9 protein-coding genes are annotated in these 14778 nt (G+C 64.9%); 4 read left to right on the top strand and 5 right to left on the bottom strand.

The genetic code is table 11. The features are described from left to right. Positions 1–52: 52 nt before the first annotated feature. From MLE27_RS15715 to MLE27_RS15735, 5 genes are all read right to left on the bottom strand, one after another. The gene (locus tag MLE27_RS15715) at positions 53–1204 is read right to left on the bottom strand and encodes an HD-GYP domain-containing protein (RefSeq protein WP_243313190.1); all 1152 of its coding nucleotides are present in this window, start codon (positions 1202–1204) and stop codon (positions 53–55) included. 137 nt (positions 1205–1341) lie between these two features. Continuing rightward, positions 1342–3741: a glycosyltransferase gene (locus MLE27_RS15720; protein ID WP_243313192.1), complete on the bottom strand. Its 2400-nt coding sequence runs from the start codon at positions 3739–3741 to the stop codon at positions 1342–1344. Between the two features lie 410 nt (positions 3742–4151). After that, positions 4152–4712 (bottom strand): hypothetical protein, encoded by a 561-nt coding sequence (locus MLE27_RS15725; RefSeq protein WP_243313193.1) that lies wholly within the window; start codon positions 4710–4712, stop codon positions 4152–4154. A gap of 260 nt (positions 4713–4972) precedes the next feature. Further along, on the bottom strand, positions 4973–5323 hold the full coding sequence (locus MLE27_RS15730; protein WP_243313195.1) for an iron-sulfur cluster assembly scaffold protein: 351 nt from the start codon (positions 5321–5323) through the stop codon (positions 4973–4975). Positions 5324–5524: 201 nt separating this feature from the next. Continuing rightward, the gene (locus tag MLE27_RS15735) at positions 5525–5917 is read right to left on the bottom strand and encodes a CBS domain-containing protein (protein ID WP_243313197.1); all 393 of its coding nucleotides are present in this window, start codon (positions 5915–5917) and stop codon (positions 5525–5527) included. 463 nt (positions 5918–6380) lie between these two features. Here MLE27_RS15735 and MLE27_RS15740 point away from each other — a divergent pair, with 463 nt between their 5' ends. The 4 genes from MLE27_RS15740 (at position 6381) to MLE27_RS15755 (ending at position 14775) form a co-directional block, all read left to right on the top strand. Then, the gene (locus MLE27_RS15740) at positions 6381–7865 is read left to right on the top strand and encodes a DUF2334 domain-containing protein (protein ID WP_243313199.1); all 1485 of its coding nucleotides are present in this window, start codon (positions 6381–6383) and stop codon (positions 7863–7865) included. A 342-nt stretch (positions 7866–8207) separates the two neighbouring features. Continuing rightward, on the top strand, positions 8208–9395 hold the full coding sequence (wecB, locus tag MLE27_RS15745) for a non-hydrolyzing UDP-N-acetylglucosamine 2-epimerase (protein WP_243313201.1): 1188 nt from the start codon (positions 8208–8210) through the stop codon (positions 9393–9395). Continuing rightward, complete coding sequence (locus MLE27_RS15750) at positions 9392–11662, top strand: glycosyl transferase family protein (protein ID WP_243313203.1); 2271 nt, start codon at positions 9392–9394, stop codon at positions 11660–11662. The genes wecB and MLE27_RS15750 overlap by 4 nt, the downstream gene beginning before the upstream one ends. A gap of 17 nt (positions 11663–11679) precedes the next feature. Further along, positions 11680–14775, top strand: coding sequence for a tetratricopeptide repeat protein (locus tag MLE27_RS15755; RefSeq protein WP_243313204.1), 3096 nt, complete (start codon positions 11680–11682; stop codon positions 14773–14775). Positions 14776–14778: the final 3 nt, after the last annotated feature.

Raw genomic sequence — 14778 nt, forward strand, 5'->3', positions numbered from 1 at the left:
CTCCGTCCGCGCCACTCAACGGCGCGGACGGAGGCCCGCCGCGTTTACGGGTTCAGATGAAGCGTTCCAGCGTGATGTTAAGCTCCCCCGGGTCCAGGCAGGCCTCGATGTCCACGCCGCCTTGGGCGCTCTTGGGCGTGGCCGAGAGGTCCACCAGCTTGGGCAGCATGGGCTGGAGCCTCCGGGAGAAGTTGACCTTCACCACCGGGCGCGCGGGGGACTCGGGCCGGGCCTCCACCACCAGGCCGTGGGTCTGGTCCGTGAGGCGCACGAAGGTGCCCGGGGGGTACACGCCGAAGCACTCCACGAATTTCTCCAGCATGCCGGGGGGGAAGGTCTCGTTGCGCCAGCAGAACATGGCCTTGAGCGCGTCGTGCGGGGTGGAGGCCAGCTTGTAGGAGCGGCGGCTGGTCAGGGCGTCGAAGATGTCCACGATGGAGATGATGGGCGAAAAGCGGTCGCGCCCCTCCTGCCCCACCTGCAGGGGGTAGCCCGTGCCGTCGTAGCGCTCGTGGTGGTGCAGCACGCCCAGCAGGATCTCCTTGTCGGTGCCGGGGTGGCCGCGCAGCAGCTCGAAGCCCAGGCGGCTGTGATCCTTCATCACAGCGAACTCCCTGTCCGAGAGGCGGCCCGGCTTGTTGAGAATCTCCACGGGCACGCGGAACTTGCCCACGTCGTGATAGAGCCCGGCGAAGGCCAGGCGGCGCAGGTCGTCCCCCTGCATGCCCAGGTGCTTGGCGAAGATGATGGAGAGCAGCGAGACGTTCAAGCTGTGGCGGAAGGTGTAGTCGTCGAAGTGGCGCAGCTTGGCCAGCAAGGTCATGTGGGCCGGATTTTCGTCCACGCCTGCCATGAGCTGGTCCACGGCTGTGTAGGAGTCGGAGAAATCCACCTCGCAGCCCCGGCGCACCTTGTCCATCACGTCCAGCACGTGCAGCAGGCAGTGCTCGTAGGCCCTGCGGGGCTTCTCGGTGTCGGGAGGCTTGTTGGCGCGGCGCCGCTCCCCGGCGGGCGTGGGCCCGGCGAGGCTCTTGGAATCGTCGATGGTGACGCTGGCAACGCCCTCGCGGGCCAGCTCCCGGATCTTCTCCGGGGAGTGGATGAATTCCCTCAGGGTACGCCTGGGGTTCTGAAAGGAGCCGTCACCGTAGCATTCGACATACATGCCCACGGCCAGTTGGCTTAAGGGGATATCCTTGAGCATGGCGCTTCGCCCGGTACGGCCATGGGCAGAAGAATCCCTAGCATATTCACCTCCCGAAGAAAACTGGCAAAAGGCCCGCCCGGTTGTGATCCGGGCGGGCCTTTGCATCGTATGGAACAGGAGAGTTCAGCGGCCCGTCAGCAGGCGCACTTGTAGAGGTCCCAGGTCTGGACGAAGGCCCGGTCGAAGGAGCGCTGCTCCATGGCGGCCCTGGCGGCGCGGCTCATGCGGGCCAGGCGGGCTTCGTCACCCATGAGGCTGTCCACGGCCTTGACCAGGGATTCGGCGTTGACCTCGTCCACCACCAGCCCGGTGACGCCCGGCTCCATGTTCTCCTTGGGCCCGCCCAGCGGCGTGACGATCACGGGCAGGCCGGATGACTGGGCCTCCAGCACCACGTTGCCGAAGGTGTCCGTGGTGCTGGGGAACACGAACAGGTCGCTGGAGGCGTAGACCCCGGCCAGCTCCTCGCCCTGGATGTAGCCCGTGAACACGGCCCCGCGCCCTTCGAGCTTGCGCTTCATGTCCCCGGTGTAGGGGCCGTCGCCCACGATGACCAGGTTGAGGTCCGGGTGGCGGTCGGCCAGCTCAAGGTAGGCGTCGGCCAGCAGGTGCAGGTTTTTCTCCTGCGAGACCCGGCCCACGTAGAGCAGGGTGGTGCCGCCTTCGAGGCCGTAGCGCTGGAGCGCGCCGTTGCGCTTGGCCGGGGTGAAGCGCTCGATGTCCACCCCGCGGGTGAACAGGGTGATCTTCTCCGGGGCGATGCCCTTGGCGGCCAGCTCCTCGCCGGTGGCCTTGGAGGGCACGAACACCTTGTCCATCTGGTTGTAGTACCAGATCATGTACTTCCACATCAGCTCCTCCATGGCGTCGTCCCCTGTGAGCACCTTGGCGTACTGGGGGAAGGCGGTGTGGTAGGTGCCGTAGATGGGCAGCTTGAGGATGCGCGCGATGCCCAGCGCCGCCAGGCCGATGGGGCCGGGCGTGGCCGAGTGCAGGTGGGTGAAGCCCTGCTCGTAGGCGTGCTCCAGCATCTCCAGGAAGGGCGGATAGTGGAAGGTCTGGCCCGGATACTCGGGCAGCTCCCAACTGCCGATGGGCTCGAACTGCTTCACCCCGTGGAACTGTTCCCTGTCCTGCCCGCCGCAGGTGATGACCATGAGCTCCTTGCCGTGCTTGAGGGCCATGTTCACCTGCATCTTGAGGGTCAGAGCCACTCCGTTGACGTCGTGGAAGGTGTCGGTGAAGTGGCCGACCTTCACGGTCTTCTCCTGCTCTCCGCCGCTCAGGCTGGCTTTCGCCTCGCGGCAGAGGGCGCGGTCCTTGGTGAAGACGGTGTAGGCCACGAAGTAGGGCGCGAGCATGGTGTAAAGCGCCCCGGCCGAGCCCAGGCAGTTGAAGATGTCGAAGACGTTGGCCCCGGAGATCTGGTTGAGCATCCGGTCGCCGAAACCGGCCAGCACCGTGTTGGAGGCCCGGGTGACGAAGCGGAACCACTCCTCTTCGGGAGGCAGGGACTCGGCCACGCCCTTCTTGGCCATGGAGTAGAGGCGGGGGTCGGTGTGGATGAGCTTCTCGGCCTCGTGGCGCATGAGGTCCGGCAGGGAGTCGGAGGCGGGCTTGCGGCCGCGCAGCTTCATGCCCGACCATAAGGCCTGCAGCCGGAAGACCATGCCGGGCTTGCGGGGCTCGCCGCCGGAGAGGAAGCGGTCCATGAAGGTCAGGAACACGTCCTTGTCCACGTAGCGCTCCAGCCCGAACTTGGATTTATAGAACTGGTAGGCGATGGCGTAGAGGTTGTGGGCCATGGTCTTGGGCGATGCGGCCCTGCCCGCCGGGCGGGAGAGGCCCGAGCCGATGCCGTCCAGGAAGGTGGCCAGGCTCCTGGCCCCGGGCACGTAGGTGTGCATGCTGGCGATGTTGAGCGAGCTGTGGTCGTCCGAGCCGCCGGTGACGCTCTTCTTCCAGGGGGTCAGGCCGTAGGGCTCCAGGCCGTGCCGGTCGGCCAGTTCCTCGATGGACTCGCGGGTCAGGGCGTTCAGTATCGAGCGAAGGATGGCGTTCTGGTAGGAGTCGCGTGTGCCGTTGAGCTCGAAGTTGGAGAACATGAGCAGCATGCGCTCGAAGTGCCAGGGGGTGAGCTTGTCGTTCACCCCGAACAGGGGATGGGCGATCACGTGGGTGATGTTCTGCTCGCGCAGGTAGGGCACCAGGTCGTAGACGTTCTCGCGCAGCTTCTGGAACTCGGCGTGGTGCGCCTCAGTGATGTCGAGCGCCAGGATGTGCGCCTTGCAGCCGTCCTCCGGGAAATAGCTGGTGATCTCCTCGCTGATGAAGGTGTCGGGCAGGTGGGCGATCTCCAGGGCCCCGGCGATGGTGTTGTGGTCGCTTATGGTCACCATGCCCATGCCCCGCTGCCGGGCGATCTCGTAGAGGCGCGCCGGTTCGGTGAAGCTCTCGGGGCAGCCGAGCTTCTGGAGGAACCACTGCGAGGGGCGGGTGGAGTGCTTGGAGTGCACGTGGATGTCGATCTTCATGGGCGGGCTCCTGGCTTGGTGGGGAAATGAGAAATCGGCCCTGGGCGGCCGATGCGGTGGAGGCGGACGGTGCGGGGAGCCGCGAAGGCGGCGGGGAGGGCGGGCATGCCGCCGTTCATCCCTGTTTCCCTGGGAAGATGTCTTTTATGAGCGTTTTCACGCCGCCTCCCTGTCTTTCGGCCCGATTCCGGTCCGGCTCGGGCCCGGCTCGTGCCGGACCGTGTGTTCCGGGCGCTTTAGCACGCGGGGCGGGGGGCGTTGTTACGGCGGGCGGATATTTGCGTGACGTCATCGGGCCGGGGATGTGACGCCGCTGTTTCAAGGGGGGAATGGGCGGCAGGAGCGCACAGGCAGGAGCGCCTCGGGAGGGGCGTCCTGGGTGAACCGCCGCATGGGGAGCGTGGGGCGGGCTAGTTGGTCAGGGCCGCCTGCTCGCTGGCGAAGAACACGTACTGCCCGCTCAGGCCCGCCCCCGGGTTGGGGCTCCCAGCCGGAGTCCGGGAGGGGACGAATGTGGCCCTGTACCCGAAGGAGACGTAGGCCGCGCCGCTGGGCGTCTCCACGCTGGGCAGCAGCAGCTTGAAGGGGAAGCCGCCCTGCGGGATGGGCTGGGGCGCAAATGCGGTGGAGGCCTTGGAGAGCACCCGGCCGTGCTCGTCGCAGAGGTAGGCCGTGACGTTCAGGGCGTCCACGGAGTCCGCCCAGGCCGGCAGGCTCTCCCGGATGGGCTGGGCCGTCCCGAGCACCTCGTACTGCGCCCCGGAGCGTGTCGCGGTGTATTCAAAGCGCAGGAACTTGGCGGCCAGCTTTTCAGTCGCGCCGCTTGCAAGAGGCTTGGACTGCAGGTGCGCAGCGGAGAGCCTGGAACAGCCCGCCAGGGCGCAAAGGGCCAAGAGCGCCAGGGCCAGGATTACGGGCCTGGAGACGGGCCTGGAGAAGGATTCCTTCCAAATGGATGTCCGGCTGAACATGGCCCGACAGTACCCTGAAATGAAGGAACAAGGCAAGAAGGCCCCGAAGCGGGAGGAAAACGTGCCCGCCACGGGCAAGAGCCCTGGGACACAGCGAAAGAGCCGGGGCTTTCTGCCCCGGCCCTGGATGTGCTCGGCTTGCCGAACCGGCTGATGGACTGGCGGGACGACTGCTGACCTGAGCTGGCCGGGCCCGGCTCCGCCTGCCGCGCCCTGCGGGAGGGCTTGCGCGGCGGGGATCCTGGCGTGAGTCGTCCGGCTTAGACCCCTTTCTCCCAATTGCGCAGCGCCAGGCGCAGCGCGGCGACCACATAGGTGTCGCAGTCGGACTTGGGGTCGACCATTTCGAGGTTCTGCTTCAGGTCATCGCCTGAGAACGACCAGGCAGAGTCGACATCCATCCCTTTCACCAGGGATATCAGGGTACCCAGGCACTGGCGGCTGTAGGAGCATTCGACGCTGCCGCCGATGTCCTTGACGATCCCGTCGTCCACGAGAATCTGGACGGCTATCTGCCTCTTGCAGAACGTGCTGCCGTAGACTGCCCTGGCGGAAAAAGTCTCCAGCGGCTTGACCAGGGCGTCGTTCTTGTAGGTCCGTTTTGGTGACATACTCTCTCCCGTGCCGGCCTGCGCGCGCCTGTGCGCGTGCGGCCTTGTTGCCGTGGGGGAAACGTCCCCCTTCTTGCGGTGCAAGGCCACCCCGCCCGTAGCCTTGACCATCGTGCCCGTGTCCATCTTGTCCCGGCCCGCGCGGCCGCACAGCCGTGCGCCGTGCCCTCGTCCGGCCGGAAATCAAGAACGCGCCAAGCGTCAGGACGCCTTGCAGTGCACTCCCAGGGCGATCAGAATGTCCCACATGGTGATGACGCCAACCAGCTTGCCGCCGTCGATGACGGGGAGTCCGGCCACGTTCTTCTCATCCATGATCTTGGCCGCGGCGGCGAGCGCGTCGGCGGAGGCAACCGAAATCAGAGAGGCGTTCATGATGTCTTTCACCTTGATGGAGGCCGGGTCCTTCCCGGGGGCGATGACTTTGGAGATCATGTCCCGCACGGTGATCGCGGCGTAGGCCCCACCGGTGTCGTCCTTGTCGATCATCAGGCGGCGCATGTTGTTCTCGGCCATGAGTCGCATGGCCTGGGCAACGGTGGCGTCCTTCTTCACGAACATGATCCGGGTCGACATCGCGTCTTTGACTTGCATTGCTACCTCCTTGGTAGGCTAAACGCTTTTGATGCTTATTTTTTATGACTATGTGAAATTGTTGTCAAGCTGAACCGGGTTGGGGACTATATCGATAACGGGAAAGGGAGAACGGCGGAACCGGCAAGCCGGTATGCAGGTTGCGGTCCAGGCTAGATCTGGCGCGGCTTCGAGACGTGCTTATGTTTTCAGCGCGACTGGACTTGAGTCGAAATAGGAGATAGAGAATCAGCTTGACCAGTTGGTTAGTCGCACTTCGTTTTTGTCCGCGTTTTTGGATGTGGAAATGCTTGAAGGGTGGGGTATGCGTAGTACAAAGCTGTCGATCCGCAGTAGGGAATACGCCGTGACTGCTTTGCCGTACGCTTTGCGCTTCTTGCGCCGGGCGCTGGCCATTCTTGTTGTGGTCCATTTCCTCGCCTCGTTAGGCCCCTCCATTGCCGCCGCTGGCACGGGGAGCTCCGTGCTCGTGCTTTACGACAACACCGGAACGGAGAACTGGCGCGGGCCGCTCTACATCCAATTGCTGCGCAACCTGCTCTCCCACTTCGAGGCGCAGGTGACTTCCAAGCCAGTGGAGGATTACGTCTCCGGGGAAGTCAACAACTACGATGTCACTTTCTACATGGGCATCATCTTCGATAACCCCATCCCCGACGCCTTTCTCGCCGACATGTTGGTGACCGACAGGACGGTGGCCTGGCTGGGCTACAACTTGCAACAGATGGCCTGGGGCACCCACGGTACTGACTTCACCAACCGCTACGGGCTGACGTTCGTATCAGAGGACACCGTCAAGTACACCAATGTGACCTACAAGAACACGTCACTGACCCGCGTGGGAGCGGGAACGACCCTCTCCAAGGTGGCCATCGCCAGTTCGTCCGCCGGGGCGGCCGTGAGCACGCTGGCGACGGCCTCCAACAATGCCGGGAGCAAGACAGCCCCGTACATCCTGCACTCGCAGAACCTGTTCTTCGTGGCGGACAACCCCTTCACCTTCGTCACCGCCACCGACAGGTACCTCGCCTTCGCGGACGTGCTCTTCGACATTCTCGGAGTTCAGCAGGCCCAGACCCCGAAGACGATCGTCCGCATCGAGGACGTGTCCCCCATGTCCGACCCGGTCAATATGCGGGCCATCGCGGATTATCTCTCGTCAAAGAACTTCCCGTTCATGATCAGCGTGATCCCCGAATACCGCGACCCGCTCGGAGCCTACAATTCCGGTGTGCCCTTGACGGTGAAATGGAAAGACAAGCCCCAGGCGCTCAGCGCGCTGCGCTACATGCTCTCCAAGGGCGGCAGGGCGATCCAGCACGGATACACCCATCAATACCAGGCCCAGGCCAACCCCTTCTCAGGCGTCACCGCCGAGGACTGGGAGTTCTTCATCGTCACCAAGGACGCCAACGGCAACAAAGTCTACCAGGGGCCAACCCCGGAGGATTCCTACGCCTGGGCGCTGGGCCGCGTGCTCACCGGGCAGACAATCCTCCACAATCTCAACATCTGGCCCGTGGGCTGGCTCACGCCGCATTACCTGGCCTCCCCGCAGGACTATGCCGCATTCGCCAGGGTCTATCCTTATTCCCTGGACAGGGGGGTCTACTTCGTCACCGACTCCAGCGGGACGATGCACTTCGAGGAGCAGATCGCTCCCTACGTGCTCAAGGACGTATACGGCATCACCCGCATCCCCGAGACATGCGAATACGTCAATCCCACGGGGACCCCGGCCTTGCTCCCCGCGGACGTCATCGCCAAAGCCGCCGCGAACACCGTAGTCCGCGACGGGTGGGCGGGCTTCTACTTCCATTGGTACATCGATGTTTCTTACCTGCAACAGATAGTCGAAGGCATCACCGCGCTCGGATACACTCCGACAACGGCTGGATCGAAACAGCGCTTCAATGTCGCGGTGCCGTACGGGCTTCTTTTGCCCTGACTCCCATAGCGGAAGGGAGGCCTCGGAGCGGTTGCGGATAGAATATAACGATGAAGTCTATGTATTGGCATACGAATGATTGATGGTTTGCAGGCCAGGCGACGCGTTCGTCTGGTGACGACTTTTCTGGAGGCCGGTACAAGGGATGGAGGCAGGGCCGGGGGGAGCTACAAAGTTTGGAGCAAATACTTCCGGACTGGGCAACAAAGTTTGTTGGCGACCCTTTACTCCGCCGCCATTGTGTGATTGAGGTTGCTACATAAGTCCAATCCGGCAATCCTATCCAGCCCGGGGGCTTTCAGAGCTCGTCGTTCGCAGTAACTGAAAGGCAGTTGAACTGATATGCGGAAATTGCGTATTGCTGTTGCGCTAGGCACCCGCCCGGAAGTCATCAAGCTCGCGCCAGTGGTCAAGGCGCTGCGCGCCAGGCCGGAGACGTTCGAAACCTACGTCATTTCGACCGGACAGCATCGCCAGATGCTCGACCAGGCCCTGGCCCCCTTCGAGCTTGCCGTGGAGTCCGACCTGAGGCTCATGCGCGACAACCAGACCCTGCCGGAGCTCACCGCCAGCGCCCTTACGGCCATGTACAACCTGCTGGCCGAGCTCAAGCCGGACATGCTCCTGGTGCAGGGCGACACCACAACGGTGCTCAGCTCCTCCCTGGCCGCCTTTTACCTGAAGATTCCCGTGGGGCACGTGGAGGCCGGGCTGCGCAGCCACGACATCCACAATCCCTTCCCCGAAGAGGTCAACCGCAAGCTCACCAGCGTCATGGCGGAGCTGCATTTCGCGCCCACCCCGGGCTCCAGGGCCGAATTGCTGCGCGAAGACTACCCCGCCGGGAAGATCGTGGTCACGGGCAACACCGTCGTGGACGCGCTGCTCGACCTGACGGCCAAACCTTTCGACCCGGCGGGCACGCCGCTGGAATCCATCCCCCTGGAGGGGAAGCGGCTCATCCTGGTCACCTCGCACCGCCGCGAATCCTTCGACGGCGGCCTCGAGCAGATCTGCCTGGCCTTGCAGGACATCGCCAAGGCCTTCCCGGACGTGGTCATCGTCTACCCGCTGCACCTCAACCCCAACGTGCGTCAGGTCGCGCGGGGTGTGCTCTGCGAGTGTAACGGCGTGTACCTGCTCGAGCCTCTGGATTATCAGGTGATCGTGCAGCTCATGCGCCAGGCCTACCTGATCCTCACCGATTCGGGCGGCATCCAGGAGGAAGCCCCCACCTTCGACACTCCGGTGCTGGTGCTGCGCAAGGTCACCGAGCGGCCCGAGGCCAGCCGGCGGGGGCAGGCGATCCTTGTCGGCGCCGACAGGGAGAACATCGTGGCCCACGCCACGCGCCTGCTGTCCGATCCCGCGGCGCGCGCCGCCATGACCGGGCTGGGCAACCCCTACGGCGACGGGGAAGCCTCCGAACGCATCGTCGAAGCCATATCGCGCTGGGCGGCGGGCGAGCAGCAGCTGCTGCCGCCGGGGCGCGAATTCAATCCCACACCTGTCGGCGGGACCTCGCAATGAACGAAATAGACCTCTACCTCCCGTACGTCCTGCTGGGGCTGAAGATCCTGCTCATCATCCTGAGCGTGGTCTTCTTCTTCAGCGGCATGGATGAGTTCTTCTTCGACCTGGTCTACCTGGTGCGCAGGGTGTACCGGCGGCTGTTCGTGCTGCCGAAGTACGAGCCCCTCACCGAGGCCAAGCTGATGGCCGTCCCCGAGAAACTCGTGGCCATCATGGTGCCCTGCTGGGACGAATCAGCCGTCATCCGCAGGATGCTCACCAACACCATCCAGACGCTCAACTATTCCAACTACTACATCTTCGTCGGCACCTATCCCAACGACGCCGCCACCCAGCGCGAGGTGGAGATCGCCCGCGAGAGCTTCGGCAACGTCCAGCGCATCGTCTGCCCCAAGGACGGCCCCACCAACAAGGCCGACTGCCTCAACTGGGTCTACGAGGGCATCAAGGTCTTCGAGAAGGACAACAACCTCAGGTTCGAAATCTTCGTGATGAACGACTCGGAGGACATCGTCCACCCGCTGTACCTCAAGCTGTTCAACTACCTCATCCCCTCCAAGGACATGGTGCAGCTGCCCGTGTTCCCCCTGCCGGCGACCTGGTGGAACCTCACCCGAGGCCACTACATGGACGAATTCGCCGAGAACCACGCCAAGGACATGACCGTGCGCGAGGTGCTCAGCCACAGCGTGCCCTCCGCCGGCGTTGGCAGCGGCTACAGCCGCCGGGCCCTGGAGGGGCTCGCCGCCCAGACCAACAACCAGCTCTTCAACATCAGCTCCCTCACCGAAGACTACGACTTCGGCATGCGCCTGGGCAAACTGGGCTTCAAGCAGATCTTCGTGCGTCACGCCATCCTGCGCAAGACCAAGAAGAACAAGCTCTTCGGCGGTTCGCGCGAGGCCAACGTCAGGGAGTACGTGGTCATCCAGGAGTTTTTCCCCGGCACCCTCAAGACAGCCATCCGCCAGAAATCCCGCTGGGTTGTGGGCATCGCGCTGCAGGGCTGGGCCAGCATCGGCTGGCAGGGCGGCTTCTGGAACCGCTACATGCTCGCGCGGGACCGCAAGTCGTTGATAACCAACCAGGTGAACATGCTGGGCAACCTGCTGGTGCCCATCATCACGGCCCTGTGGCTCTACCAGATCCTCCATCCGCAGGGCTACCGCTACCCCTCCCTGGTGGAGGAGGGCACCACGCTGTGGGTGCTGCTGCTCATCAACCTGTTCTTCTTCTTCTGGCGCATGCTCTGGCGCGGCATCTACACATGGCGCGTTTACGGCGTGATGCACGGGTTGCTCTCCGTACCCAGGCTGTTCTGGGGCAACCTGATCAACTTCTGCGCCACTTGGCGCGCCCTGCGCCTGTATGCGCGCTACCTGCTCACGGGCAAGATCATCGCCTGGGACAAGACCGCGCACGTCTACCCCACTGAAGAGGAAATGCGCTCCTACAGGCGCCGCCTGGGCGACCTGCTGCTGGACAAGCGCTTCCTCACCGTCAAGCAGTTGGACGAGGCCCTGGCCAAGCAGAAGAGCACCGGCCAGCCCCTGGGCGACGTGCTCATCGCCATGGGCATGGTGAAGGAAAACGATCTGGTGCAGACCCTCGGCACGCAGTTCCGGCTGAGCACATCGGAGATCGACCCATACGCCACTCCGCTGGAAGTGCTCGCGCTCATACCGCAGGACATAGCCCTGGCCAACGGCATCTTCCCCATCGCCCTCAAGGAGTCGGGGACATTGTTGATCGCCGTGCTGAGCCCGCTGGACAATGCTGAATTGCGCAAGCTTGAAGAAGCCCTGGGCCGGCCGCTGGAAATGGTGCTGACTTCCAAGAGCAATATGTCCTTCGCGTTGCGGCGCGGGTACGAAAGACTGCAGGAAGCCGGATCGGACGGAATCCGTCCGCTGGGCGAGAGGCTGGTCGAGAAGCACCTGTGCACCGCGGATCAACTCGAGCAGGCGCTGCAAACGCAGCGGAGCAGCTATTCCCGCCTGGGGGACATACTTGTCATGGAAGGAATGTTGCAGTACACGCAGCTCCAACAGGCCACGACGGAATTTTTCCAGAGCGCGGCCAAAGGGGGGCGCTTCGGCGATTACCTCGTGGACAAGAACTACATCACAAAGACGCAACTGGATACCGCGCTGAAGATACAGTCCGGCAAGACCCGTTTCCTTGGGGACATCCTGGCGGACATGGGCGTGGACATTCTGGCCATCAACGAAACAATCGCCGAAGGCAAAGCGGCCCGGCACTAGATAAAGAAGGCTAACGGATGCTTCTCTCCGACACCGCCATCCTCCGCGCCTTCAAGGCTGTCGCCGCCGCGTTGCCGGGCGCGCTTCTGCTGGCGCATCTGACCGCCGCCTGCGCCTGGTGCTCCGGGAAGATACCCACCGCCACCGACGTGGACTCGCTCCAGGGCAACTGGTTCGAGCGCGAGCTTCTGCGCCTGAAGTCCTTCCCGCACCTGGACAGGGCCTACCGCCTGCTGTCCGATGGGCAGCGGGCCGAGGCCGTCAAGGAACTGCAGATCTACCTCCAGATGGTGCCGGGCGACATCCACGCCCAGGAGATGCTTGTCATCGTGCTCTCCGACGAAGGCCGTCTGGACGACGCCGTGCGCCAGGCCGGGACCGTGCTGGAAACCAACGAGGCGGATATCCGCCTGCGCCTGGTGCGCGGCAACCTGCTGGCACGCATGGGCCGCGACGACGCGGCCGCGGCGGACTACACCAAGCTCATCGAAAACCCCAATTCCGACACGGACACCATGCGCCAGGCCCTGCTCGGCCTGGCCTCCATATGCCAGCGCCAAGGCCGGTATTCCCAGGTGCTCCAACTGCTGGACAAATACCCCGGGCAGCCCGAGGGTGTGGCGGTTCCGGCCTTGCGCGCCCAGGCCCTGCTCAAGCTCAAGCGGGTTCCCGAGGCGGTCAGGCTTTTGGAGAGCACCTACGCCGAGGCCAAGTCCCCCAAGGAGCGCCTGGACCTGCAACTGGCCTGGGCACAGGGCCTGATGGACCTGGGTGACCTGAACGGGGCGGACAAGCTCCTGGAGGCCGCCCTCAAGGAAGCCCCCGAGAACTCGTACGTCCTGCGCTCCCTGGCCGAGAACGCCGTCAGGCGCAATGAGCCGGAACGCGCCCTGGAGTACGCCCGCCGGGCCGAAGCCGCCGAGGCCACGCCCGAGGCCAAGGAGCTCTTCGCCAACGCCCTGCTGATGGCCGGCAAGCCGCAGGAGGCGGCGGAGGTCTTCCGCAATCTGGCCGGCGGCGCCAAGGACCGCGCCACCCGCGCCCGCCTGGAAGTCCGCCTGGGCAACGCCCTGGCCCTGGCCGGAAAGGATGCCGAGGCCGCCGAAGCCTTCAAGTCCGCCGCGCAGGACGGCGAAGGCGAGACCGCTTTTGAAATGCTGGCCACCAGCCTGGAGCGCCTGGGCCGTTTCGACGAGGCCCTCCAGGCCCTTCAAAAGGTCGTGGATGCTTCGCCCACCGCAACGCACATCCTGCGTCTGGCCGGGCTCAAGAGCAAGACGGGCCAACCGCAACAGGCCGCCGATCTGGTGCGCCAGGCCCTGGACAAGGGGCTTGCGGGCGGCGACCGCACCGCCGCGGAGGACGAACTGGGCGTCCTGTATTTCCAGGCCGGGAAGGACAAAGAGGCCCTCGATGCCTGGAAGGCCGCCCTGGCCAAACGTCCGGGCGACCCGGCCCTGCTTTCCCGACTGGCGGCCGTGAGCCAGCGCATGGGCGACATCCAGGGCGCGGTCGGCTACGCCGAGGCCGCCTACAAGGCCAAGCCGGACCCCAGCAACACCTCCTCCCTGGCGGTGCTCCTGGCCCTTTCCGGGCAGAGCGCACGAGCCGCCGACCTGCTGCGCCAGACCTTGCCCCAGGTGCGCAAGAACACCCGGGAGGAGGCCGACCTGCTGGAGCGCATGGCGAACCTGGAAGCCATGGCCGGGCGCCATGAGCAATCCGCCGAACTTTTCACCCAGTCCTTCGACGCCGTGCCCGGTTCAAACCCGGCGCTTCTCTCCAAGGCGGCGGGGCAGCATCTGGCCGCCGGGCAGACCACCCAGGCCGGGGCCGTCCTCTCCCGCCTGTTGCGCATGCCCGGGCTGACTCCGGCCCTGCGGGCAGAGGCGCTCTCGCAGGCCGCCGCGGTGGCCCTGCGCCAGGGCGACATGAACCTCGTGGTCCGCTACTCCCGCGAGGCGCTGGAGACCAATGCCCTGACCAAGGCCCAGCGCGGCGACACTCTGACGGGAATGGCCGCCGCGGAGCAGAAGCTCGGCCACTCCGACAAGGCCGTGGAACTGCTGGACCAGGCCCTGAAAGAAGGCGTGGACCCCTGGCGCGCCCATTATTCCCTTGGCCTGGCCCTCTACGAGACCAAACGCTTCGATCAGGCCCTGGCCAACCTGAAGACGGCGCTGAAGATCAAAACCTCCCCTGGGCTGCAATTGGCCATCGCCCGCTGCTACGAGGCCCTGAACAAGCCGGGCCTGGCCATCCAGGCCATGCTCGAGGTCGACCCCGCCAAGGCCGGGCTCTCCCAGGCCGACCGCAAGGATTTCTATTACGCCCTGGGCAACCTCTACGCCCTGATTCAGGAGAACCAGAACGCCGCCGACGCCTACCGCCGGAGCCTGGCCGTTCAGTACGATCCCGGCGCGGCCATCAGGCTGGCCCGCATGGAGAGGCTGCTGGGCCACCCGGAGGAGGCGCTGAAGCTGCTTGAGACCGTCCAGGCCAAGGACATGCCCGGGCTGGACCTGAACGCGCGCCGCACCGAGCTTCCGCCGCCACCTCCCAAGCGGTCCGCCGGCAAGAGCGAAGCCAAGCTCGCTTCGCAGCCGCCTCTGCGCGATCCGGCGGCCAAGCCTGTTCAGGCCGAACCCGCTCCCGCATCCGGGAAGGCGCCCGCTGCCGGCAAGGCGGGGGCGGCTCCCTCGCCTGCCTCGCCCGACAGGCAGCCCATCCCGCTGTCCCAGGCTCCCACCCAGACCTCCGGCGCCAGCGGGGGCGTCAAGCCTGTGGACAAGGCCGAAAGCTCAAAGGTGCTCCGGGGCGTTGAAATCAAGGAAAGCGGCAGCGGCACGGTGCTCCTGCTCAAAGGCGTGGACGCGCAGGTCAAGGCGTCCAGCAAGATTTACGAAAGCCCCGCCCGCCTGGTGGTCGATCTGCCGGGCAGTTGGAGCAACCAGGGGCTTGAAGACATTCCCGGCAACGGCGGAAACGTGCGCCGCGTCCACATAGGGCAGCAGCCGAACAAGCTCCGCCTGGTCGTCACACTTGCCGAAAAGCCAGTCCCGCCCGTTGTCGAGGGCACGCCGGACGGGCTTGTTGTGAGGCTCGGAAAATGATCC

This window comes from Fundidesulfovibrio agrisoli, assembly GCF_022808715.1.
GTDB classification, from domain to species: Bacteria; Desulfobacterota; Desulfovibrionia; order Desulfovibrionales; family Desulfovibrionaceae; genus Fundidesulfovibrio; species Fundidesulfovibrio agrisoli.

Excerpts from the sequence above, each read along its gene's own strand:
- MLE27_RS15715 (WP_243313190.1), bottom strand. The coding sequence starts at position 1,204 with ATGCTCAAGGATATCCCCTTAAGCCAACTGGCCGTGGGCATGTATGTC.
- MLE27_RS15720 (WP_243313192.1), bottom strand. The coding sequence starts at position 3,741 with ATGAAGATCGACATCCACGTGCACTCCAAGCACTCCACCCGCCCCTCG.
- MLE27_RS15725 (WP_243313193.1), bottom strand. The coding sequence starts at position 4,712 with ATGTTCAGCCGGACATCCATTTGGAAGGAATCCTTCTCCAGGCCCGTC.
- MLE27_RS15730 (WP_243313195.1), bottom strand. The coding sequence starts at position 5,323 with ATGTCACCAAAACGGACCTACAAGAACGACGCCCTGGTCAAGCCGCTG.
- MLE27_RS15735 (WP_243313197.1), bottom strand. The coding sequence starts at position 5,917 with ATGCAAGTCAAAGACGCGATGTCGACCCGGATCATGTTCGTGAAGAAG.
- wecB (WP_243313201.1), top strand. The coding sequence starts at position 8,208 with ATGCGGAAATTGCGTATTGCTGTTGCGCTAGGCACCCGCCCGGAAGTC.
- MLE27_RS15750 (WP_243313203.1), top strand. The coding sequence starts at position 9,392 with ATGAACGAAATAGACCTCTACCTCCCGTACGTCCTGCTGGGGCTGAAG.
- MLE27_RS15755 (WP_243313204.1), top strand. The coding sequence starts at position 11,680 with ATGCTTCTCTCCGACACCGCCATCCTCCGCGCCTTCAAGGCTGTCGCC.